Raw genomic sequence first — 21,198 nt, forward strand, 5'->3', positions numbered from 1 at the left:
GTTGGGGAGAGGGTTGGGGAGAGGGTTGGGGAGAGGGTTGGGGAGAGGGTTGGGGAGAGGGGGAGGCCTTCCCCTCCTCGCTCTTGATCAACACCCGAAAGGCTTGGCACCGCCCCCCACCCTTGCTAAACTTCGCGGCTCTTGGGCGGTTAGCTCAGCGGTAGAGCACTACCTTGACATGGTAGGGGTCACAAGTTCGATCCTTGTACCGCCCACCAAGATTTCGAACAGGCCGGCAGCGATGCCGGCCTGTTTGCATGAGGGCTACCGGTTTTCGCCCGAGGCGGCGCCTGCGAGCCAGCGAAAACCGTGCGCATTTCCATCCCGCGCAAACGGCATCGAGGGCTGTTGCGGCGGATACGGGTCCGTGGCCCTGGATACTGGTCTTCCCCAAGGGTGCCCTCCAACGAAGGAGGCCGTGCCATGCCCGCATCACCCCGATTCCGTCTAGCGTTCGCCACGTCCGTGCTGGTGCCCGGCATCCATCCGGACGATGCCCACCTTGCGGACTGCCTACGCGAGCGCGGCATCGAGCCCACCGCCTGCGTGTGGAACGACCCGGCCGTGGCTTGGACCGGCTTCGACGCCGTGCTGATGCGTTCGACCTGGGACTACTTCCAGTACTACGCGGCCTTCCTGCAGTGGCTTGACCGCCTGCCGGTGCCGCTCATCAACGACCGCGTTCTGGTGCGCTGGAACAGCGACAAGCGCTACCTGCTGGACCTCGCCGGGCAGGGCGTGGACATCATCCCCACCCGGCTGACCACGGCTGCCGACCTGCCGGCATGCACCCGGGCGACGGCCGGGCGGGAGCTCATCGTCAAGCCGACCGTCAGCGGCACCGCGTGGCACACCGTGCGCGGCCGCGCCGGCGAGCCGGCGTTCGAAGCGGCGCTGGCCGCGCTGCCGCGGGAGTTCCACTACCTGGTCCAGCCCTTCCTTGCGCAGGTGCTGGAGGAGGGCGAGTGGTCGCTGCTGTTCTTCGGCGGCAGCTACAGCCATGCCGTGATCAAGCGCCCGGCCGCGGGCGACTTCCGCGTACAGGGCGAGTTTGGCGGCACCTCGCAGCTGGCCGACCCGCCGGCGCATGTGCTCGCCAGCGCTCAGCGCGCGCTTGATGCCACCGCCGCGCTCGGCCATGGCGACGTCGCCTACGCCCGTGTGGACGGTGTGGTGGTCGAAGGCGGCTTCCGGCTGATGGAGCTGGAAATGATCGAGCCCTACCTGCATCTGGGCGTGCGGCCAGATGCAGCCGAACGCTTTGCCGCGCAGTTGGCTGAGCGATTGGGCGGTAGTTAGGCCGCTCTCGTTTTTCTGGTGCTGCGGCGGCATTAGCCGTCGGCGCCTAAGTCGCTCCGCGCGCTTGCCGGGCTCACCCCTCTCGCTCCTGGTCATGGCTCGGGCCTGGACCTGGCCGTGCGACCGGACTGGTCAGTCGCGTCAGTAGAAGATGGCCGCTCGGCGCCCGCGCCTGTCCAAGCGCCGTTACGCTCTTCCTCGGGCCGATGTCGAAACGCACGCACTCCGGCCGACATCGTCATGGCGGCACCTCTGCCGTCGCGAACCTCGAGGATCCCCCATGGAATACCTGCTGATGATCCACGCCGACCCGGCCGGGCTGCAGCGTCTGCGCGATGCCGAGCGGTCCACCGCGCTCTCGGCCTACACGGCATACACCGAAGCCTTGCAGCAGGCCGGCGTGCTGCGCGGGGGCAACCGGTTGCGCACGGCCGATATGGCGACCACGGTGCGGGTGCGCGATGGCAAGACCGAGCTGCTCGATGGCCCGTATGCCGAGACGCGCGAGCAGCTCGGCGGCTATTACCTGATCGACGTTTCCGACCTGGATGCGGCGCTGGCCTGGGCGGCGCGCTGCCCGGGGGCGAGCCACGGGGCGGTGGAGGTGCGACCCGTATGGTCTGCCTGTGAGTCCTGAGCATCGGGCTGCGGCGCGTGCGGCCGAATCGGCCGCACGGCGCAGCTACGGCAAGCTGGTGGCCTTGCTGGCCTCGCGTACGCGCGACATCGCCGGCGCCGAGGATGCGCTGGCCGAGGCGTTCGCCACCGCGCTGGCCGATTGGCCGCGCGGCGGCGTGCCGAGCAATCCGGAGGCCTGGCTGCTGACGGTGGCGCGCCGCCGGTTGATCGACGTGACGCGGCGGCGCGTGCAGGAAGAACGCACCACAGCCCAGCTGCTGTTGCTCTCGGACGAGGCGGTGAACCCCGCGCGGTACGAGCTGCCCGACGTGCGCCTGGGCTTGTTGTTCGCGTGCGCGCATCCGGCGATCGATGCCGCGGTGCGTGCGCCGCTGATGCTGCAGGCCGTGCTCGGCTTCGACGCGGCCACCATCGCGTCCGCTTTCCTGGTCGCTCCCGCCACGATGGGGCAGCGTCTGGTGCGCGCGAAGCGGCGCATCCGCGAAGCGGGCATCGCCATGGACGTGCCGGCGATCGACGAACTGCAAGGCCGGCTCGACGCGGTGCTCGATGCGATCTACGCGGCCTATGCCGAGGGCTGGCTGAATGCGGACGGCACTGACGAGCGCCGCCGCAACCTGGCCGAGGAGGCCCTCTGGCTCGGCCGCCTGGTCGCCGCGCTGCTGCCCGGCGAGCCCGAGGCGCTGGGGCTGCTCGCACTGATGCTCTATACCGATGCGCGGCGGCTCGCCCGTCGCCGCGAGGCCGGGCAGGACTACGTACCGCTGGCCGAGCAGGACCCGCAGTGCTGGGATGCCGCGCAGATCGACGAGGCCGAGGCGCTGCTGCAACAGGCGGGCCGGGCCGGTCGACCGGGACGCTTCCAGCTCGAGGCGGCGGTGCAATCGGCGCACAGCGTGCGGCGGCGCGGCCAGGCGGTCGACTGGCATGCGATCGAGCAGTTGTATGCGGCGCTCGTGGCGCTCACGGCCTCGCCGGTGGTCGCGGTGAACCATGCGGTCGCGCTCGCCCAGACGCAGGGCGTCGATGCGGCGCTGGCCGAGATCGACGCGCTGCTGGGCGATGACCGGCTGGCCGGGTACCAGCCCTACTGGGCCGCGCGTGCGGAGCTGCTGGCGCGGTCCGCACGACGGGCCGAAGCGTTCGCCGCGTATCAGCGCGCGATCGGGCTGGAACGCGACCCGGCGGTACGGCGTTTTCTGCAACGGCGGTCGGAAGAGACTTCGGCACGCGGCTGGGCAGGAAGCGGAAAAGGCGACGGAGCTGATTGAACCCGCGCCGCGACGGGTTCAGGACGCGGGCGAGTGCCTACACCAGCAAGCCCGGATGTGGATTGAGGCCGAACGGTGCCGTACCGAGGCGCAGCGCCGCGGTCACGTAGGCCCACAGAGCTTCGGGCGGCGGCGCGCCTTCCGGCGGCGAGCCGTCGGGACGCTGGCGCCCGGCCGCGCCGGTTCTGACGTACTTGCCGATGATCGTGGCCGTGCCGCCCTTTGCGTGATCGGCGCCGGGCAGCGTGCGACTGAACTCGCCGACCAGCATCGTGACCACGTTGCGCTCCGGCAGCATCATCGTGCGGCGCAGGAAGGTGGCGAGCGACGGCGTGATCGGCGCCATGATCTCGCGCGCCGTTTTCCCGGTGTCGTCGTGATGGGTGTCGAACTGCCGGTCGTGCCGCCCCGTGTAGGCCGGCTGTGCGAAGACGACGTTGGCACCCTCGCGGACCAGTGTTTCCACGGCCGCGAACGTCGAGCGCTGGTCCTCGATCGCCGCGCCGCTGCCCGCACCGTAGGCCGCTCGGATGGCATCGAACTGCGCCGGGGGAAGGGTACGGCGCGCCTGGTCCCATTGCGCGATGTGCTCGAAGCCGAGCCCGCGTTCGCCGGCGGGGCGGGCATCGACGCCGACCGGCAAGCCGAGGTTGTTGACGATGGCGCAGGCGACCGGGCTGGCCGGCATGGCCGCGGCCATGCGCAGCAGTTGGCTGCGCGGGCCCGCCTGCAGCACGGCGGCGCGTGCGTCGTTGTGCGTGTAGAGCCCATGCCGGAAATGCACCGAAGCCATGTGGGCGAGGGCCGCCGCCGGCAGGGCGCCCAGCGAGCCGGCATCCACGTGGAGTCCGTTGCCAAGCGCGCGCACGTTGTCCGGGGTCACCCCGAACGCGCCGTTGGCGAGAAAGGCATCCGCGCTGTTGAACAGGCCGGCGGGCCCGCCATTCAACCAGAACACGACCAGCGTGGGCCGTTCGCCGGCGGGACGCCCTTTCGCGAAGAGGTCGCGGCCGCCCAACGCCAATGTGCCGGCCAAGGCCGCGCCCGCCTTGAGCAGGGTGCGGCGGGTGATCGCAGACGGAGTCATGGGGAGCTCCAGCAAGGGATACGTTGCCCGCGGTGCGGGGGAGATTTAGGCTAGCCTCGTCCGTCTTCCGAAAGGGAGCCAACTTATGTCGCAAATCGGACACTACCCGCGCCGCCGGTCATCCTGGCCGATCACGGCGCTGGCCAAGGTCTATTCGGGCGGATGGCATGTCACGCCGCACCGTCACCGCCGTGGGCAGCTGATCTACGCCAGGTCGGGCGTGATGCGGGTGACCACGCGCGAGGGTATCTGGATCGTTCCACCGCAGCGTGCGTTGTGGATTCCCGTGGGGATGCAGCACGAGATCCACATGGAAGGGCAGGTGGAAGTGCGCATGCTCTATCTCGATCCGCCGACGAGCGCGCCGTTCGGATCGCACTGCCGGGTGCTGTCGGTTGCCCCCCTGCTGCGCGAACTGATCCTGGCCGCCGTCCGTGCGCACTTGGAAAAGCAGGCCGAACGCATGGCGATGCTGGCACCGCTGTTGCTGCACGAGTTGCAGGCAGCGGACCAGGTGGCCTTGCACATACCGGTGCCGTCCGACCCGCGCCTGAGGAAAGTCTGCCTGCGGCTGCTCGCCGGGACCTCGCACGAGGAGACGCTCGAGCAACTGGCCGCACGGGCAGGTGCCAGCAGCCGCACCCTGGCCCGACTGTTCGAGAGCGAGCTGCACATGTCCTTCGTGCGCTGGCGGCAACATGTCCGGCTGGCCCAGGCGCTCAGCCAGATGAGCCTGGGGCGGCCCGTCAAGACCGTCGCGCGCGACGCCGGCTACGCAAGCTGCAGCGCTTTCATAGGCATGTTCCGCCGCGTGCTTGGGGTCACTCCGACCGAATACCTGAGGTACGCGGTCCAGCCATCCGCCTGAGCGGGGGAATACATGGGCGTGGCCAATCAGCTCCCCACGTCTGTACGCCACAAGGTGGTCGCGAGAACGCGAAAACCGCAAAACGCGTCAGGGTGCGCTTCGCACTCAGCCTGCTTCTGGCGCGTCCATGAGCTGCTCGGCGATCGAGCGGGTTTTCTCCGTCACGACGTTGCCGGTATGCAGGGTGGTCTTCCGTTCGATGAGGAGGACGAGGCATTCCTCGTCGGCGACCGGGTTATGGCGCACGCCCTTGGGCACGACCCACATCTGTCCGGCCTGCAGTTCGACCACGTCGTCTTCCAGTTCGATACGCAGCGATCCGCGGAGCACGAAGAACAATTCGTCCTCGGCGTCGTGGCTGTGCCAGGCGAGTGTGCCCTTGATCCGGGCTACCTTGACGTAGGCATCGTCCACCTCGCCGATGACGCGCGGCGACCACAGGGCGGGCAAGCTGGCGGCAATGGCTTCGGGCGTGATGGACGCGGGCATCGGGGGGCCTGATGGGGGAGCCCCTCATCGTGTGACAGCGAACGGTTTGGGGCAAGCGCCCTGGTCGCCGAAAGGAAAGCTCGGTGGAGCCCCGGATTCTCGATGCGCTGAAAGAGCTGACGGCGCGACGGGAGCGGATATCGTTGGTCGTGACCGAACCCGAGGGATGCCTCCATGATCATTTCGTCCGGCCGGCTCGATGACCCCAGGGTCGTCGGACTCCTGCGCCTGCACCTGGCGGCCATGCATGCCCATTCGCCGCCGGGCACCGTGCATGCCTTGGACCTTTCTGCCTTGAAGCAGCCGGACGTGAGCTTCTTCACCGCCTGGGAGGATGAGGAACTGCTCGGTTGCGGCGCCCTGCGCCGGTTGTCGGATGCCCACGGCGAGATCAAGTCCATGCGCACCTCGCCGCGGCACGTGCGCAAGGGCGTGGCGGCGTCGCTGCTGCGGCACATGATCGGCGTGGCGCGGCAGCGCGGCTACCGGCGCGTCAGCCTGGAAACGGGTTCCGGCGAACCCTTCGAAAGTGCCATCGCGCTGTATGCCGGGTTCGGGTTCGTCAAGGGCGATCCGTTCGGCGAATACGTGGCCGGCGACTTCAACCAGTTCTTCCACCTCGACCTGCCATCGACCGATCCGGTGAGGGCCGCGCCCTGACCCGGCGCCCCCGCGGTCGGGCATCCGCGTGCGCCGGGCAGGCAGTCGCCCGTGCTGCGCCTACCCCGCCACTCGGGCGTAGCTGGAGGTCAGGATTTCCCAGGCGTGCCCGTCCGGTTCGCTCCAGTAGACGATGCGGCCGCCGTGCTGATGCCTGACCTGCATGTCCACCGGGCCCATGGGCGTGCTCCGGTAAGGGATGCCCTTGTCGACCAGGCGGCCGAGGATGAGATCGAACTCCGCTTCGCTCACCTGGAAGCAATAGTGCTGGGGCGAGAACTCGCCCATGACCTGGCCCAGGTCAAGCGTCAATTCGTCGTTGACGTAGACCGGGCTGAAAGGACCGGCCGCCGTGTCTTCGGACCACGGTACATCCAGGATGCTGGCCAGCAGCGCGGCCGCGGCCTTGCGGTCGCGCGAGGGAACGATGAGGTGATCCAGTCGGATGGGCACGGGCTTTTCCCTTGGGTCAAACAACGGTTAAGACTCGCCAGGGCGACCCATGGTACGGCGGGACTCGCGCATATCGCAGCTGCCCTCGCATGCGCGGAGCCGGGATAGGCATTGCCGCGGGCAAGCCTCTTCGATGGGACGAGGATGGAGCTAAGCTCGCCCGCGACGACCGGATCCGGGGAAAACGGTTTCCTTCCAGGACCGATCCTGCGGCGCGGCCACGCGGCCAACCTTGCCAGGCTTCCAGGAGAGTGTAGCGATGATGTCGCACAGCACGATCGCCCTGACCGGCTTCATCACGTGGACACTATTGCTGCTGGTGCTCATGGAAGCCATTCGCGCGCAGCTCGTGCTGCGCGGCAAAGTGCCCCCCAACGGCTTTACCCCCGACAACGCAGGCTTGTCGCCCTTCATGCAAAGGCTGGCCAGGGCGCACGCCAACTGCATCGAAAGCCTGCCGGTCTTCGGTGGCCTGCTGATGCTCGCCATTGCTACGGACCGTACGGCCGTCACCGACCCGCTCGCTTATGCGCTGCTTGCCGCGAGGCTTTTCCAGTCGCTCGTGCACCTCGCCTCGGTCGGCCCAAGAGCGGTGACGATCCGTTTCGCTGCGTTCGCCGTGCAGATGGCGATTGGCGTGTATTGGGCGTTCGAAATGTTGGCTGCGGATTGAAGGGAAGCCGGTCGAGCCAGCCCCGGCCGCAGCCACGAAAGGGGCGGCCCATGCCAAAGCGGCGGCGCCTACGCGACGTAGACGGACCCGGCGGTAAGGTCGCCCAGCCCCGGGGTTCGGACGGCCATTCGCTCGTCACGCTGGCGCCAGTCGATAACCGGGGCGCCTCGTGCGCGGCGAAACGGCGCGTGGCGGGTCAGCCGCAGACCACGGTCGTGGAGACCGACCGGACCGCAGTGCTCGGCTTGCGGCGAAGGTTCCCGCCCATGCCGATCGCATCCGGCGGCTCCGTTCCCACGTATGTTTCATGGATTGCCGGAGTCTGACGATGCGCATCCTCATCACCGGGGCGACCGGTCTGGTTGGCCAGGGCGTGTTGCGAGAGTGCCTGAGGGCGCCGGACGTGGAGCACGTGGCCGTACTGGGGCGCCGGGCCTCGGGTATGCAGGCCTCACGGCTGGAGGAGCTGGTTTGCCCTGACTTCGCCGACCTCGGCTCGATTCGTGAGCACATGGCGCCGTTCGATGCGTGTTTCTACTGCGCCGGCGCTCCGTTGGTGGGCATGTCCACGGCGGCCTACCGGCATGTCACGGTGGACCTGACCGTGCACGTGGCCGAGGTCTTTGCGCAGCGCAATCCCGGCGGGCGGTTCCTCTACATCTCCGGTGCCCACGCGGATGCCGCCAGTCGAGTGTCGCTGCTGCGGGCCAAGGGCGAGGCCGAGCGCGCACTGCGCGCGCTGCCGATCACCACGGTGATGCTGCGCCCGGGCGGCATCCGCCCGGTCGAGGGCATCCGCTCGCCGCACCGACCGCTGGACCTGCTTTACCGCCTTGGTGCGCCCGCGCTCGCCCTGGCGGAGCACCTGCTGCCCGGCCAGATGACCACGACGGCGCGGGTGGGGCGGGCCCTGCTCGCGCTGGCGCGCGATCCATCGCCGCCGGCGGTGGTCGAGAACGATGCCATCAACCGGCTGGGTGAGTAAGGTCTTTCTGCACTTTCGACCGACGCCCGGTTTCGACCATCGTCTGTGCCGTCCCCCTCTCTCAGTGGAGTTCCAGGTGGAAGCCTTCCCCAAATACGCCCTCGCTGAGCGCGAGCGCCGGTGGCGCGTCGACCTGCAGGCGGTCGGTCCGCTGGCGCTGCCGTTTCGCGAGATCGACGATGTCTACCTTTGCGACACCCGGCTGCGCCTGCGCAAGGTGCGCTCGCATGAGGGCGTGGTGTTCAAGCTCGGCAAGAAGTACGGCAAGGAACCGGGCGGGGCCGAGCCTCTGACCACCATCTACCTGACGCAAGCGGAATACACCACTTTCCTGAACTTGCCCGGTTACCCGGTAGGCAAGCGGCGTTACGGCCTGGACGGCGGCGCGCTGGATATCTATGCGGCACCGCTGTCGCTGGCGATCTTCGAAAGAGAGTTCGCGTCGGCGGACGACGCTGCCGCCTGTGCGCCGCCGCCCTTCGCCATCGAGGAGGTCACCGATCGGCCGGAATATTCCGGCTTTGCGCTCGCCAGGGCGGCGCAGCGGTGGTGAGGAACGGTGCCGGCCCGCGGTCGCCCGCGCTGGCGGCGCATTCGAGATGCTCTTGTGGTTCATGCGAGGGGTTTTCAGTCATGACGTTCCTGTCGATTCCTTTCTTCACGATCGCCGTGCTGGCGACTATGGCCGGACCGGTGCGGGCCGCCACCGGATCGCCGCCGGCCTCGGCCTCCAGCGCGGGTGTGCCGGTCGCCATCAACCCGCTCTATACCGCGCCGCCGGCGTCGCTCACGGCCGAGCAGGTCGGCGCGATGCAGCGGCAGTTGTCCGATTGGCCGCAACTGGGACGTTATCGGGGCGAGAACGCGCGGCTGCCGCCGCCGTCGGCAGGCGAGGCACGCGTGGTGTTTCTGGGCGACTCCATCACCGAGGCGTGGGGGCTCTCCGCAGGCAGCCGCTTCTTTCCAGGCAAGCCCTATATCAACCGCGGCGTTTCGGCGCAGACCACGGCGCAGATGCTGCTGCGCTTCCGGCAGGACGTGATCGCGCTCCACCCCGCCGCCGTGGTCATACTTGCCGGCACCAACGACATTGCAGGCAATGGCGGAGCGGTCACGTTGCCGACGATCGAGGACAACTTCCGCTCGATGACGGAACTGGCGCAGGCCCATCGGATCCGCGTCATCCTTGCGTCCGTGCTGCCCGTCAGCGACTACCCCTGGCTGCCGGGCTTGCAGCCGGCCGGCAAGGTGCGCGCGCTCAACGCCTGGCTGAGGTCCTACGCGGCGTCCAGCGGCGCGACCTATCTCGACTTCTACAGCGCGCTGGCCAACGCAAGGGGCGGCATGGATCCGCAGCTCGCCAGCGACGGCGTGCATCCGACGCCTGCGGCCTACCGGATCATGGCGCCGCTCGCCGAACAGGCGATCGCGCGGGCGCTGCGGAAGGCATCACCGTAGCACCCAAGGCGGACCCCGGAGGACACGTGCTGACGGACGCAACCGGGCGTTGAGGTGCCCTGGGTTGCTACCCAGGCGTCTCCGGTTGCGATGTCCCTACGCCGACTGTGCGCTTTCCTTGCCCGTATCCAAGAGGTCGGCCAGCGCGCCGGCCAGTTCGGCCTGGCGGAAAGGTTTCGCCAGGCGGCGCAGGCCACCGGCCTCGCGATCGGTGAGGGTGGCGAAGCCGGTGATCATCAGGGCGGGGGTCTGCGGCCGCAGGCGGCGTACTTCGCGCGCCAGTTCGGCGCCGGTCATGCCGGGCATCGCGTAGTCGGTGACCAGGATATCGAAGGCGAGGCCGCTGTTGACCTTGTGCAGCGCCTCGAAGCCGGAGTCGACCGACACCACGGTGTAGCCCGCGTCTGCCAGCATCTCGGCGGTGCCGCTGCGAACCAGATCCTCGTCGTCGACCAGCAGGACGGTCGCGCCGGGTACGCGGGGGATCGGCGCATCGTTGGCCGCGACGCCCATCTCGGCCAGCACCTGGTCCGACACCGGCAGCCACAGCGTCGCGGTGGTGCCGCGGCCGGGCTGGCTGTCGAGCGCGAAATCGCCGCCGGACTGGGCGGCCAGGCCATGCACCGACGACAGGCCGAGGCCGGTGCCGCGCCCGACGCCCTTGGTCGTAAAGAACGGCTCGATGGCGCGCTTGACGGTTTCGCGGTCCATTCCCACGCCGGTGTCGGAGACCGAGAAGCGGATGAACCTTCCCTTGCCGAGCCGGGGATTGCGACGTTCGTGTTCCTCGGCGACGACGACCACCAGTTCGCCGCCCTCGGGCATCGCGTCGCGGGCGTTGACCACCAGGTTGAGCAGCGCCAGCTCCAACTGGTTCGGATCGACCAGCGCGGGCGGCAGGCTCGGCGGGCAGGACACCACGAGCCGGATACCGGGGCCGATCGACCGCGACACCATGTCGGCGAACCCGGACAACAGCCGGCCGACGTCCACCGGGCGCGGGGCCAGATGCTGGCGACGGGAGAAGGCGAGCAGGCGCTGGATCAGCGTCCGTGCGCGCTCCGCCGCTTGCAGGCCGCCGGCGGTCATCCGGCGGGCGCGCTCGTCGCCGTCGAGCCTGCGCGCAAGCGTGTCGAGCGCGCCCAGGATCGGCGTCAGCAGGTTATTGAAGTCGTGCGCGACGCCGCCGATGAGTTGCCCGATGGTCTCCATCTTCTGCATCTCGTGAACCTGGGCGAGCGCGGCCTGCCGTTCCTCCACCGCGATGGCGATGCGCTGCTCCAGCTCGCTGGTGAGCTGGCGCAGCGCCTCTTCGCCGCGCTTGCGCGCGGTGGTGTCGCTGGCCGCGCCGAACCACTCCACGATCCGGCCGGCACTGTCCAGCATCGGCACCGCGCGGGCATGGGTCCAGCCCAGGCTGCCGTCGGCCTGCCGGATGCGGTGCTCGGACTCGAACATGCTCTTGTTCTCCAGGGCCTCGCGAACGGCTGCGGCCACGCGAGGCCGGTCCTCGGGAAGGACATACGCCTCCAGCCACCCTTCGTTCGGCTCGGAGGTATCGGCCAGGAAGCCCTGGCCTTCCAGTTCGCGCAGCTCGCGCCAGTCGGGGCTCATCCGGAACACCGAGTACGCGCCGGTGGTGAGCAATGCGCGGAAGCGCGCCTCGCTCGAGCGCAGCGCGATCTCGGCCGTGGCCTGCTCGATCGCCGCCCAGGTACGCGTGCCCACGTCCTCGATCAGGGCGACCTCATGGGTGGTCCAGTGATGCGGCGCGCGGAAATTGACGAAGAAGCAGGCGAAGAAACGGCCGTCGCGGACCAACGGCACCGAGACGAACGCCCGCGTGTCGATCGCCCGCCAGGCGTCCAGGTCGTGCTGCGGGTCGGCTTCGACGTCGGCGCAGATTTCGGTCTGGCCGTTGCGCTGGCGGGCGACGAGCCCGGCGCCGAACGGGGCCAGCGGCGCGCAGCCGATCAGGGGATCGAGTCCGTCGGTGTAGCAGGCCTCGTAGGCGATGGTTTCCTCGCGGGGAAGCACCTTGGCGTAGCCGACGCGCTGGGCGCCCAGGTGCCGGCCCAGTGCGGCGACGGCCCGGTCGGCCAGGACGTGCGGTTCGGCGACGTCGCGCAGCGCATCTTCCAGCTCGATGCGGAAGCGCTGGTGGCGGACCGCCAGCACCTGGTCGGTGGTCTCGGCCACGGCGCAGAACATGCCACCGATCTGGCCGCTTTCGTCCCACACCGGCGAATAGGAGAACGTGAACCAGGTCTGCTCCTCGAAACCCTTGCGGTTCATCAACAGCGGCAGGTTTTCGCGGTACACCGCCTCGCCCGACATCGCCGCGTCGATCAACGGCTCGATATCGGCCCAGATTTCGCGCCAGATGTCCTCGAAGCGGCTGCCCAGCGCCGCCGGGTGCTTGGCGCCCAGGATCTCGGCGTAGGAATCGTTGTAGAGGAAGCCCAGCTCCGGTCCCCAGGCGACGAACATCGGGAACTTCGAATTGAGCAGCAGGCTGACGACCGAGCGCAGCGACTGCGGCCAGTGGGTCGGGTCGCCGAGCGGCGAGCGGGACCAGTCGTGGGCGCGCATCATCTCGCCCACCTTGCCTCCGCCGGCAAGGAAGCTTTTTTCAGGCGACATCACTTCCAGCGACAGGGGCACGGTGCTCGTTCCTCTTGGGGGATGGGGCAGCCACTCTTTGCTGCCGGACGCACGGGGAGGTGGGCGGGTCCCGCGGGATGGCGGGACGGTCCGCAACCGGTGCCGCGCGTGGCCTCGAGACGCGCGCGAAACCTGCCCAAGCGTCCTGAGCCGGAATTCGACGACAGGACAGACTAGCCCGAACCTCCTGAATCACTTGTTGGTTGCAGCGGAGCCAGATGAACGAGACAGGGCTCGCTTTCCGTCCCCACAGCTACCACGGCGGACGTCACACGGGCGTGCTCGGTAACATGGGCGGCCTCGTGCCATTGCGGTCCCACTCATGCGCCTCAACTTCCTCGCCGGCTTCCTCGTCGCCACCGTTTGCCTGGCCGTGGCGATGCCTTCGGCGGCAGCCGAGCAGCGTGCCCAGACCATCGGCCAGCAGCGGGAAGGGGTGCTGTTCTGGACCCAGGCGCAGCGCGAGGCGCGCTTTCCGCGGATGTACGAGCTGTTTCCCAGCGACCGGGCCGCGCACGGTACGCACGTGCACGCCCTGCCGCAGGGACGGCCACTGGCCGTAGCGGGGAAGGATGCCTCGGCCTGGCTCGCCGGCTACATGGACCGCTACCACGTCGCCGGCGTGATGGTGCTGCAGAACGGCCGCGTCCGCCTGCAGCGGTATGCGAAGGGTTTCGGGCCGGAGCAGCGCTGGACTTCGTTCTCGGTGGCCAAGTCGGTCACCTCCGCCCTGCTCGGAATCGCCCTGCAGCAGGGCTACATCCACAGCATGGACGACACGCTGGGCACCTACATTCCGGAGCTGCGCAACAGCGCCTACGCGGACGTGACCGTGCAGCAGCTGCTGACGATGACTTCCGGCGTGCGCTGGAACGAGGACTATGCCGACGCCAGGTCGGACGTGGCGCAGATGTACCTGGGCGCCTGCGTCGGCGGCCGCGCGCACGTACTGTCCTACCTCATGAAGATGCCACGGCAATGGCCGGCCGGCACGCACTGGAACTACAACACCGCTGAGACCGACCTGCTTGGCATCCTGGTGCAGCGCGCCACGCACCGGTCGCTGGCCGCCTACCTCTCGCAGACGCTCTGGCAGCCCTACGGCATGGCCTCCGATGCGTACTGGATCAAGGACGAGTGCGACGGCAGCGACACCGGCGGCAGCGGCCTGTCGGCCACGCTGGGCGATTACGCGCGGCTGGGTCAGTTCATGCTCGATGGCGGCCGCATCGGCGGCAGGCCGGTGATCGCCGGCGCGTGGCTGCAGGGTGCGGTGCGCCGTCAGACCGGCGTGGACGAGCCGGACCGCGGCTACGGGTATCTGTGGTGGACCGACACCGACGGCAGCTATGCGGCGATCGGCATCTTCGGCCAGATGGTCTACGTCGACCCCGCGCGCAAACTGGTGATCGCCCAGGTGGCGGCCTGGCCGCAGGCCACCGGCAAGGCGCTGGTCCAGGCGCGCCGCGAGTTCGTCGCGGCGGTCAAGCACGCGGTGGACGACGGGGGCAGGCCGGTCTCGCCCTGAGTCGGCGGCGTCCCCTCAGCGGTCCGGCGGCGGCGATGGAGCGGCACGGCGCATGAAGCCTTGTGCCTGCATCCATCCCGCGAACGCGTCGATCCAGTGATCGCTGCTGGCGCCTTGCCGGCGCAGGCCGAAGCCGTGGCCGCCGTTGGCGTAGATGTGCGCTTCCGGCCGCTGGCCGGCGGCCAGCAGCGCGTCGTAGAAGCGGGATGCGGCCGCGCGTGCCTGGTCGTCGTCCTGGGCCCAGGCCATGAACACGGGCGGCAAGGTTCGGGGTATGGAAGGCAGGGTGCCGAACGGCGCGCCGTAGATCAGCGCGGCGAAGTCCGGCCGCGCTGCGGCATCGGCCTGCAGCAGCGCACCGCTCGCGATCATCGCGCCGGCGGAGAAGCCGAGAAAGCCGATCCGATGCGGAGAAACGCCCCACGCCGCCGCATTCTGCCGCACGCGCCGGACCGCCTGGATGCCGTCGGCCATGCCTTCCCGGCACGCCTGGCGCAGGTCCAGGTCGGCCGGAATGCCTTGCTGTTGCTTGCGCTGAATGCGGTACTTGAGCACGAAGGCGGCGATACCTTGCCGCTGCAGCCAGCGCGCGACACTCGTGCCTTCCAGGTCCATGGTCAGCGCGAGGCAGGCGCCGCCCGGCGCGACGATGACGCCGGTGCCCGTAGCGTGCGCGGGATCGGGCAGGTAGGTGGTGAGGGTCGGCGTCGTCACATCGAAAACCACCGTGCCCAGCGGCGTATCGACAACAGTGCGTTCCGGATAGGCCGCGTGCGGTGGACCGGGCACCGCGCCGGGCCAGACGGGCAGCGCGCTCTGTGCCTGGACGGTCGCGCAAGCCACTAGCGCGAGGGCACCCGTGATGCGGCGGATCCAGCGTTCCATGGGAGCTCCGGAGGATTCGGACGGCGCGACGCTAAGGCTCGCGCGATGCAGCGTCAATCACGCTCAGGGTGAAGCCGCCTGGTGCCAGGGGAGCCTGGCCAGCTCCTTCGCGGTATCCATGGCCGATACCCCAGGGGAGCCGACGATGGCATCGAGCCACACGCGGGCAGGTCGAGACCGCACGGGCGGGTACCACGGACGCCCGGACGGTTCCGCGCCGCCGGATTCGCCGCGGCACCGTGCCGGTCGGCAGATGAGCGTCAGGCGACTTTGCTGCTAAGTTCAGCGGCCCACCGCCTGCCGGAGCCCTCCATGTCCCGTGCTCTTCCTGCTGTCCCGTCGGCCGCGCCGCGCCGTCTGCCGCGCCTCGTGCTGGCGCTCTCGCTGGCGCTCGCCGCCGGCTCGGCCGGGGCGCAACCGGCGGCCGGGGCCCGTGTGCCGCCGCCGCAGGACACGCCCTATCCGGGCACGGTGGCGGTCCACGTCGATGCCAGCGACACGCGGCAGGGCATCTTCCGCGTGCACGAAACGCTGCCGGTGCAGGCCGGCGTCCTGACGCTGCTGTATCCGAAGTGGATCCCGGGCGACCACTCGCCGAGCGGCCCCGTGGCCATGCTGGCGGGCCTGAAAGTGAGCGCCGGCGGCAAACCGCTGAAATGGACGCGCGACGAGTACGACGTGTATGCGTTCCACGTCGACGTGCCTGAGGGCGTGTCCTCGATCGATGCGGATTTCCAGTACCTGTCCGACCGCAGCGGCGGCTACGAGATGACCGACCGCATGCTCGACCTGGAATGGAACAAGGTGGCGCTGTATCCGGCCGGCCACTTCTCTCGCCGCATCATCTTCGCGCCCAGCGTGACGCTGCCGCACGGCTGGCAGTTCGGCAGCGCGCTGGAACCTGCCGGCCAGACGCAGGCCTCGCGATCGGGCGACACCACCCGCTTCAAGCCGGTGCCGTTCAACACGCTGGTCGATTCGCCGATCTACGCGGGACAGTACTTCAAGCGTGTCGACCTCACGCCTTCCGGTGGCGCGCCGGTGCACCTGGACGTGGTCGCCGACGAGCCCAAGTACCTCGAAATGACGCCGGAGCAGGTGCAAGCCCATCGCAACCTGGCGGCGCAGGCGGTGAAGGCGTTCGGCTCGCACCACTACGACCACTACGACTTCCTGTTCTCGCTGTCGGAGCAACTGGGCGGCAACGGGCTGGAACACCACCAGTCCAGCGAGAACGGCCTGGGGGCCGACTACTTCACCGCGTGGAAGGACTCGGCGCCCGGACGCGACCTGCTGGCGCACGAGTACACCCACTCCTGGGACGGCAAGTTCCGCCGCCCGGCCGACCTGTGGACGCCCAACTTCAACGTGCCGATGGGCGACTCGCTGCTGTGGGTGTACGAGGGCCAGACGCAGTACTGGGGCTTCGTGCTGACCGCCCGCGCCGGCCTGTGGACGCCTGCGCAGTTCCGCGACGCGCTGGCCATGGTCGCGGCCAACTACCAGCGCAACCGCGAGGGACTCCAGTGGCGCACGCTGGAGGACACCACCAACGACCCGACCGCCGCGCACCGCGAAAGCCTGCCTTACCGCAGCTGGCAGATGAGCGAGGAGTACTACAGCGGGGGCCAGATGCTGTGGCTGGCGGTGGACGCCAAGCTGCGCGCCCTGACCCACGACGGCAAGTCGCTGGACGACTTCGCGCGGGCCTTCTTCGGCGTCGACGACGGCAGCTTCGTCACCAAGACCTACACCTTCGACGACGTGGTGGCGGCGCTCGATGGCGTGGCCAAATACGACTGGGCGGACTTCCTGCGCGCACGCGTCGATGCGCTCGATCCGCCGTTGCTCGACGGCGTGCAAGGCACCGGCTGGAAGCTGGTCTACACCGACCAGCCGAGCGACTACGAGCGGCAGTACGACAGCCGCCCGCAATCGCCGCGGCACCTGTTCAACTTCGCCTGGTCGATCGGCCTGACCCTGGACGACCACGGCCAGGTCAACGATGTGCGCTGGGACGGCCCGGCGTTCAAGGCCGGCGTCAGCACCGGCGCGACGCTGGTCGCGGTGAACGGCGACGATTATTCCAGGGACGTGCTCAAGCAGGCGATCACCGCCGCCAAGGGCGGCACCGCGCCGATCCAGTTGCTGCTGAAGTTCCAGGGTGGCTATCGGACGGTGTCGGTGGACTACCACGGCGGCCTGCAGTACCCGCACCTGGTGCGCGTCCAGGGCACGCCCGATTACCTGAGCGAGATCATCGCCGCGCGCAAGTAGCGCTGCGCACGCCGCTGGCCGGTCGGAACGCAACCGGTCCATGCGGTGCCCTGCGTCCGCGCGCGAAGTTCAGTGGAGACGGGGCCGCCAGCCCCGGTCCCACGCCTTGCTCCAGCTCAGCACCAGCGCCTGGCTGGCCGTGCCTGAGAGCTTGTGGGTGCCGGCAGCCAGGTTCCATTGGTCCGCGGGGCGGCTGCCGTCGATCCCCATCGCGATGGGGTGCCTGCCGTCGCTCAGCGTGTACCGCCCGGGCACCGCGATGGCGAACGGCTGCGCTCCCGCGGGCAGGCTCTTTCCGGCCACGTAGACGTCCGCGGGGCCGGGCAGGTAGTTGCGCTTGACGAAAGCGAGATCGGCGGGCGGCAGGCGGTCGGGAACGACCACCATGGTCCGGTGCGCGACGAGGGCCTGGGCGATCGTGTCCGGCATCTTGCCGTGCCGCAGGCGCCGCAGCGCCAGGCTTTCCATCACGGGGTAGTAGGGGCGCGGGCGGAAGACTGCTCCGCTCTTGGCATCCATCACGGTGTCGCCCGGGTCGGTGCTGCGCAGCACCGTGGCCAGCTCGGCCCGCTCGCCGGCCAGCGCGTCCCGCCAGGGCGGCGCATGCCGCACCAGGATGCCCAGTTCCAGGAGCACCAGCGCCGCCACCACGATGCCGCCCCTGTGCGGACTCGACGGATCGGCCGCAATCCGCGAGGCGAGCGCGCCGGTCGTTACCAGCATGACCGTGGGTATCACCGGCAGGAAATCCTGCGGCGTGGACAAGGGCCAGGCCAGCCAGATCAGCGCCGCGTACAGCGCGCCGTGCAGTGCGAGGAACGTGCGCCAGCGCGCCGGGCCCTCGTCGATGTTGCGCAGCCGGTACGTCGCCAAGGCCAGGACGGGCAGCAGCAATCCAACGTAGACGGCCTGTCGCCAGGCATGGCTGGTCCCGCCCGTGGAGGCCAGGCCATACAGGACCAGATCGCGCCAAGCGGGCAGCAGATCGTGCATGGAGCCCAGCCACAGCACGAGGCCGGCGGGAACCGCCACGCAGCCGGCCAGGCATGCCACCGCGCGCTCGACGACCGGGCGGGCCAGCTTGCGCCTCGATGCCATCCACACGCAGCCAGCCGACAGCAACGCAGTGCCGACCAGCGGCAGGGTCTTCTGCGAAATCGACAAGGCGGCCCCCACGCCCACGCCTGCGAGCAACCAGCGCGCCGCGGATCGGCCGGAGGGGAGCACCAGGGCCAGCGCCACCAGCCACAGCGCAGTCCAGGCGTCATCGGTGCGGAACTGACCGGTCCTGAGAAAGAACACCTGCATCAGCGCGGCGAGCAGCACCGCGGCGTCGGCCACGCCGGGCCGGTAAAGGCTGCGCGCGATGCGCCACGTCGCGACGATGGCGAGGGCATACCAGGGCACCACCGCCAGGCGCAGCCACCACAGGATGTCGGCGCGCTCACCCAGGCCATGCATCAGCGGTGCGTAGATCAGCGCGAACAGCGGGCCATGGTTGTCGAACACGTCGCGATAGGGCACCGCGCCCTGGGCGATGCTCCAGGCGACATGGGCGTGCTGTGGCTCGTCCGAATCCAGCGAATAGGCGCCGAGCCAGAGCACCCGCAAGGCAAGCAGCAGTACCAGCGCCAGTGCTGGCGCGAAAGCGACGCACGAACGGGTGAGGCGGGCCGGCATGGCCAGACTATGCCGATGCGCACGTTCAGGTCGCGTGCGCGGAGAACGGGCAGCCGCGGCCGTTTCAGCGCTTGTTCTTGCTCTCCAGCATGGCCCGCAGATCCGCGAAAGGGTTGCCGGTGGCCGGCGCCGCCGCGGCCGCTTCGTAGCCGGCGCCGCGCACGTGGTCGATATAGCGAGAGTGCTCGTTGTCGTGGCAGTACACGCACAACAGCTCCCAGTTGCTGCCATCGGGCGGGTTGAAGTCGTGGTCGTGGTTGCGGTGGTGCACCGTCAGCTCACGCAGGTTGCTGCGCGTGAACTCGCGCCCGCAGCGGCCGCAGACCCACGGGTACATCTTCAGCGCCCGCTCGCGGTAGCCGAGCTCGCGTTGTTCGGCGGCGCGGCGCGCCTCGGCGACCACACGGTCGAGCTTGGCCGGATCGGGAATTTTTTGCGGGCTCATCGTCGTAAAGAGTGTTTGAGCCGGGGATTGTGCCCGACCAGCGGGAACGGTGGAGGCCGATGGCCACTTCCGCAACAATGGTCCGGCATCCCCATCGGGTTTTAGCCATGACCTACCTCTGGATCAAGTCCTTCCACCTGCTCTTCGTCATCGCATGGATGGCGACGGTGTTCTACCTGCCGCGCATCCTGGTCAATATCGCCGAGGCCGGTGACGACGCGAGCGTGCGCACGCGGCTGCTGTTGATGGGACGACGGCTGTACAAGTTCGGGCACAACATGTTCGGCCTAGCCTTCCTGTTCGGACTGGTGTTGTGGCAGGGCTGGCGGCTGTTTCCATCCACGGTTCCGAACGTGGTGGCCGGCATGCACTGGATCGACCTCAAGCTGGGCCTGGTGGCGCTACTGCTGGCCTACTTCGTGGTGGTCGGACGCATGCTCAAGCGGGCCGAGAAGGGCGGAGCGCTGCCTGCGGCGGTGGCTTTGCGCTGGCTCAACGAGCTGCCGGTGCTGCTGTTGCTGGGCGTAATCTTCCTGGTGGTGGCCAAGCCGTTCTGAAACGTTGCGCCTGCGCCTGCGCCTGCGCCTGCGCAAGCGCAAGCGCAAGCGCGCAGGCCTCGCCGGCCGCCGCGAACGCTCAGCCGCGGTGGTATTCGCGATACCACTTCACGAAGCGGGCGACGCCATCTTCGATCGAGGTGTCGGGCGCGTAGCCGACGTCGCGGCGCAGGGCGGAGACGTCGGCCCAGGTGTCCGGCACATCGCCCGGCTGCATGGGAAGGAGGTTCTTTTCCACCGTGCGGCCGAGGTTCTGCTCCAGCAGCTCGATAAAGCGCAGCAGCTGTACCGGCTGGTCGTTGCCGATGTTGTAGACGCGGTAGGGCGCGCTGGAGGTGCCCGGATTGGGCCGTTCGGCGTCGTAGGACGGGTCCGGCTGGGCCGGGTGGTCGAGCGTGCGGATCACGCCCTCGACGATGTCGTCGATGTAAGTGAAGTCGCGGCTGTGGTTGCCGTGGTTGAACACGTCGATCGCTTCGCCGCGGCTGATGCGGTCGGCGAACAGCATCGGCGACATGTCCGGCCGGCCCCACGGGCCATAGACCGTGAAGAAGCGCAGGCCGGTGGTGGGCAGGCCGTACAGATGGCTGTAGCTGTGCGCCATCAGCTCATTGGCTTTCTTGCTGGCGGCATACAGGCTGACCGGGTGGTCGACGGCGTCCTCCACGGCGAAGGGCATCTTGCGGTTGGCGCCGTAGACCGAGCTGGAGGAGGCGTAGACCAGGTGCTCGACCCTGCCGTGGCGGCAGCCTTCGAGGACATTGAGGAAGCCGTCAAGGTTGCTGCGCACGTAGGCGCGCGGGTTCTTCAGCGAATAGCGCACGCCGGCCTGGGCGGCCAGGTTCGCTACGCGCTGCGGTTGGAAGTCGGCGAAGGCGCGGTCGATGGCGTCGGCATCGGCCAGATCCGCGCGCAGGTGGGTGTAGGCGGGGTGGTTGGCGAACTGCGCCAGGCGGGCTTCCTTCAACGACGGGTCGTAGTAGTCGTTGTGGTTGTCGATGCCAAGGACTTCGTCGCCGCGGGCGAGCAGGCGCTGGGCGAGCGCGGCGCCGATGAAGCCGGCGGTGCCTGTGACGAGGATGCGCATCCGTTACGGTTCCTGGTGGGGACGGACCATTCTAGCGGGCGGAACCGTGAGGACCGGGCCTACGGCGTTCGCGCGCGGTGTTCTTCGGCTAGACTAGCGGCCTGACCCGAACACTAGGTGGCCGGCGCGTGAGCGCAGGTCGAGCGTGCGACATGGCAACTACCCGCATCCTTCGCTGACTTCCCGACGCCTT

20 protein-coding genes and 1 tRNA gene are annotated in these 21,198 nt (G+C 69.0%); 13 read left to right on the top strand and 8 right to left on the bottom strand.

Going from position 1 to position 21,198, the window contains the following annotated elements:
- Positions 1-143 precede the first annotated feature (143 nt).
- The 4 genes from VGU65_RS07475 (at position 144) to VGU65_RS07490 (ending at position 3,209) form a co-directional block, all read left to right on the top strand.
- Positions 144-218 (top strand) — tRNA-Val (locus tag VGU65_RS07475).
- A gap of 205 nt (positions 219-423) precedes the next feature.
- The gene (locus tag VGU65_RS07480) at positions 424-1,299 is read left to right on the top strand and encodes an ATP-grasp domain-containing protein (protein ID WP_327474261.1); all 876 of its coding nucleotides are present in this window, start codon (positions 424-426) and stop codon (positions 1,297-1,299) included.
- Positions 1,300-1,579: 280 nt separating this feature from the next.
- The gene (locus tag VGU65_RS07485) at positions 1,580-1,936 is read left to right on the top strand and encodes a YciI family protein (RefSeq protein WP_327474263.1); all 357 of its coding nucleotides are present in this window, start codon (positions 1,580-1,582) and stop codon (positions 1,934-1,936) included.
- Positions 1,926-3,209 (top strand): RNA polymerase sigma factor, encoded by a 1,284-nt coding sequence (locus tag VGU65_RS07490; RefSeq protein ID WP_327474265.1) that lies wholly within the window; start codon positions 1,926-1,928, stop codon positions 3,207-3,209. The genes VGU65_RS07485 and VGU65_RS07490 overlap by 11 nt, the downstream gene beginning before the upstream one ends.
- Positions 3,210-3,246: 37 nt before the next feature.
- Here the strand turns inward: VGU65_RS07490 and VGU65_RS07495 are convergent, their stop codons facing one another.
- Complete coding sequence (locus VGU65_RS07495) at positions 3,247-4,296, bottom strand: hypothetical protein (RefSeq protein ID WP_327474267.1); 1,050 nt, start codon at positions 4,294-4,296, stop codon at positions 3,247-3,249.
- An 85-nt stretch (positions 4,297-4,381) separates the two neighbouring features.
- On the opposite strand from VGU65_RS07495, the gene VGU65_RS07500 reads away from it, so the two are divergent.
- Complete coding sequence (locus VGU65_RS07500; protein ID WP_327474269.1) at positions 4,382-5,164, top strand: AraC family transcriptional regulator; 783 nt, start codon at positions 4,382-4,384, stop codon at positions 5,162-5,164.
- Positions 5,165-5,269: 105 nt separating this feature from the next.
- Here the strand turns inward: VGU65_RS07500 and VGU65_RS07505 are convergent, their stop codons facing one another.
- Positions 5,270-5,653: a cupin domain-containing protein gene (locus VGU65_RS07505; RefSeq protein ID WP_327474271.1), complete on the bottom strand. Its 384-nt coding sequence runs from the start codon at positions 5,651-5,653 to the stop codon at positions 5,270-5,272.
- 174 nt (positions 5,654-5,827) lie between these two features.
- On the opposite strand from VGU65_RS07505, the gene VGU65_RS07510 reads away from it, so the two are divergent.
- Positions 5,828-6,313 carry a GNAT family N-acetyltransferase gene (locus tag VGU65_RS07510; RefSeq protein WP_327474273.1) on the top strand — a complete coding sequence of 162 codons (486 nt, stop codon included), beginning with the start codon at positions 5,828-5,830 and terminating at the stop codon, positions 6,311-6,313.
- A gap of 60 nt (positions 6,314-6,373) precedes the next feature.
- Here VGU65_RS07510 and VGU65_RS07515 read toward each other — a convergent pair whose 3' ends face one another.
- Positions 6,374-6,766, bottom strand: a complete 393-nt coding sequence (locus tag VGU65_RS07515; RefSeq protein ID WP_327474275.1) for a VOC family protein — start codon at positions 6,764-6,766, stop codon at positions 6,374-6,376.
- A gap of 259 nt (positions 6,767-7,025) precedes the next feature.
- On the opposite strand from VGU65_RS07515, the gene VGU65_RS07520 reads away from it, so the two are divergent.
- The 4 genes from VGU65_RS07520 (at position 7,026) to VGU65_RS07535 (ending at position 9,882) form a co-directional block, all read left to right on the top strand.
- Positions 7,026-7,439: an MAPEG family protein gene (locus VGU65_RS07520; protein WP_327474277.1), complete on the top strand. Its 414-nt coding sequence runs from the start codon at positions 7,026-7,028 to the stop codon at positions 7,437-7,439.
- Between the two features lie 328 nt (positions 7,440-7,767).
- Positions 7,768-8,424: an NAD-dependent epimerase/dehydratase family protein gene (locus VGU65_RS07525; RefSeq protein ID WP_327474279.1), complete on the top strand. Its 657-nt coding sequence runs from the start codon at positions 7,768-7,770 to the stop codon at positions 8,422-8,424.
- Between the two features lie 76 nt (positions 8,425-8,500).
- Complete coding sequence (locus VGU65_RS07530) at positions 8,501-8,977, top strand: hypothetical protein (RefSeq protein ID WP_327474281.1); 477 nt, start codon at positions 8,501-8,503, stop codon at positions 8,975-8,977.
- 80 nt (positions 8,978-9,057) lie between these two features.
- Positions 9,058-9,882: an SGNH/GDSL hydrolase family protein gene (locus tag VGU65_RS07535; protein ID WP_327474284.1), complete on the top strand. Its 825-nt coding sequence runs from the start codon at positions 9,058-9,060 to the stop codon at positions 9,880-9,882.
- Between the two features lie 96 nt (positions 9,883-9,978).
- Here the strand turns inward: VGU65_RS07535 and VGU65_RS07540 are convergent, their stop codons facing one another.
- A complete protein-coding gene (locus VGU65_RS07540) occupies positions 9,979-12,546 on the bottom strand; it encodes a GAF domain-containing hybrid sensor histidine kinase/response regulator (protein WP_327474286.1) in 2,568 nt (855 codons plus the stop codon).
- A gap of 322 nt (positions 12,547-12,868) precedes the next feature.
- Here VGU65_RS07540 and VGU65_RS07545 point away from each other — a divergent pair, with 322 nt between their 5' ends.
- On the top strand, positions 12,869-14,074 hold the full coding sequence (locus VGU65_RS07545; protein ID WP_327474288.1) for a serine hydrolase domain-containing protein: 1,206 nt from the start codon (positions 12,869-12,871) through the stop codon (positions 14,072-14,074).
- Positions 14,075-14,089: 15 nt separating this feature from the next.
- On the opposite strand, the gene VGU65_RS07550 is transcribed toward VGU65_RS07545, so the two are convergent.
- A complete protein-coding gene (locus VGU65_RS07550; protein ID WP_327474290.1) occupies positions 14,090-14,959 on the bottom strand; it encodes an alpha/beta hydrolase in 870 nt (289 codons plus the stop codon).
- Between the two features lie 312 nt (positions 14,960-15,271).
- Between VGU65_RS07550 and VGU65_RS07555 the strand changes: the two genes are divergently transcribed.
- A complete protein-coding gene (locus VGU65_RS07555) occupies positions 15,272-17,236 on the top strand; it encodes a M61 family metallopeptidase (RefSeq protein WP_327474292.1) in 1,965 nt (654 codons plus the stop codon).
- A 69-nt stretch (positions 17,237-17,305) separates the two neighbouring features.
- Here VGU65_RS07555 and VGU65_RS07560 read toward each other — a convergent pair whose 3' ends face one another.
- Both VGU65_RS07560 and VGU65_RS07565 read right to left on the bottom strand, forming a co-directional pair.
- Complete coding sequence (locus tag VGU65_RS07560; protein ID WP_327474294.1) at positions 17,306-18,916, bottom strand: glycosyltransferase family 39 protein; 1,611 nt, start codon at positions 18,914-18,916, stop codon at positions 17,306-17,308.
- A 64-nt stretch (positions 18,917-18,980) separates the two neighbouring features.
- The gene (locus VGU65_RS07565) at positions 18,981-19,361 is read right to left on the bottom strand and encodes a YajD family HNH nuclease (protein ID WP_327474296.1); all 381 of its coding nucleotides are present in this window, start codon (positions 19,359-19,361) and stop codon (positions 18,981-18,983) included.
- A 107-nt stretch (positions 19,362-19,468) separates the two neighbouring features.
- Here VGU65_RS07565 and VGU65_RS07570 point away from each other — a divergent pair, with 107 nt between their 5' ends.
- Positions 19,469-19,918, top strand: coding sequence for a CopD family protein (locus VGU65_RS07570; protein WP_327474298.1), 450 nt, complete (start codon positions 19,469-19,471; stop codon positions 19,916-19,918).
- 79 nt (positions 19,919-19,997) lie between these two features.
- On the opposite strand, the gene VGU65_RS07575 is transcribed toward VGU65_RS07570, so the two are convergent.
- Positions 19,998-21,005 (bottom strand): NAD-dependent epimerase, encoded by a 1,008-nt coding sequence (locus tag VGU65_RS07575; protein WP_327474300.1) that lies wholly within the window; start codon positions 21,003-21,005, stop codon positions 19,998-20,000.
- Positions 21,006-21,198: the final 193 nt, after the last annotated feature.

The organism is Frateuria sp., assembly GCF_035943815.1.
Lineage (GTDB): Bacteria > Pseudomonadota > Gammaproteobacteria > Xanthomonadales > Rhodanobacteraceae > Frateuria_A.

Excerpts from the sequence above, each read along its gene's own strand:
- VGU65_RS07480 (WP_327474261.1), top strand. The coding sequence starts at position 424 with ATGCCCGCATCACCCCGATTCCGTCTAGCGTTCGCCACGTCCGTGCTG.
- VGU65_RS07485 (WP_327474263.1), top strand. The coding sequence starts at position 1,580 with ATGGAATACCTGCTGATGATCCACGCCGACCCGGCCGGGCTGCAGCGT.
- VGU65_RS07495 (WP_327474267.1), bottom strand. The coding sequence starts at position 4,296 with ATGACTCCGTCTGCGATCACCCGCCGCACCCTGCTCAAGGCGGGCGCG.
- VGU65_RS07500 (WP_327474269.1), top strand. The coding sequence starts at position 4,382 with ATGTCGCAAATCGGACACTACCCGCGCCGCCGGTCATCCTGGCCGATC.
- VGU65_RS07505 (WP_327474271.1), bottom strand. The coding sequence starts at position 5,653 with ATGCCCGCGTCCATCACGCCCGAAGCCATTGCCGCCAGCTTGCCCGCC.
- VGU65_RS07510 (WP_327474273.1), top strand. The coding sequence starts at position 5,828 with ATGATCATTTCGTCCGGCCGGCTCGATGACCCCAGGGTCGTCGGACTC.
- VGU65_RS07520 (WP_327474277.1), top strand. The coding sequence starts at position 7,026 with ATGATGTCGCACAGCACGATCGCCCTGACCGGCTTCATCACGTGGACA.
- VGU65_RS07525 (WP_327474279.1), top strand. The coding sequence starts at position 7,768 with ATGCGCATCCTCATCACCGGGGCGACCGGTCTGGTTGGCCAGGGCGTG.
- VGU65_RS07535 (WP_327474284.1), top strand. The coding sequence starts at position 9,058 with ATGACGTTCCTGTCGATTCCTTTCTTCACGATCGCCGTGCTGGCGACT.
- VGU65_RS07545 (WP_327474288.1), top strand. The coding sequence starts at position 12,869 with ATGCGCCTCAACTTCCTCGCCGGCTTCCTCGTCGCCACCGTTTGCCTG.
- VGU65_RS07550 (WP_327474290.1), bottom strand. The coding sequence starts at position 14,959 with ATGGAACGCTGGATCCGCCGCATCACGGGTGCCCTCGCGCTAGTGGCT.
- VGU65_RS07555 (WP_327474292.1), top strand. The coding sequence starts at position 15,272 with ATGTCCCGTGCTCTTCCTGCTGTCCCGTCGGCCGCGCCGCGCCGTCTG.
- VGU65_RS07560 (WP_327474294.1), bottom strand. The coding sequence starts at position 18,916 with ATGCCGGCCCGCCTCACCCGTTCGTGCGTCGCTTTCGCGCCAGCACTG.
- VGU65_RS07565 (WP_327474296.1), bottom strand. The coding sequence starts at position 19,361 with ATGAGCCCGCAAAAAATTCCCGATCCGGCCAAGCTCGACCGTGTGGTC.
- VGU65_RS07570 (WP_327474298.1), top strand. The coding sequence starts at position 19,469 with ATGACCTACCTCTGGATCAAGTCCTTCCACCTGCTCTTCGTCATCGCA.
- VGU65_RS07575 (WP_327474300.1), bottom strand. The coding sequence starts at position 21,005 with ATGCGCATCCTCGTCACAGGCACCGCCGGCTTCATCGGCGCCGCGCTC.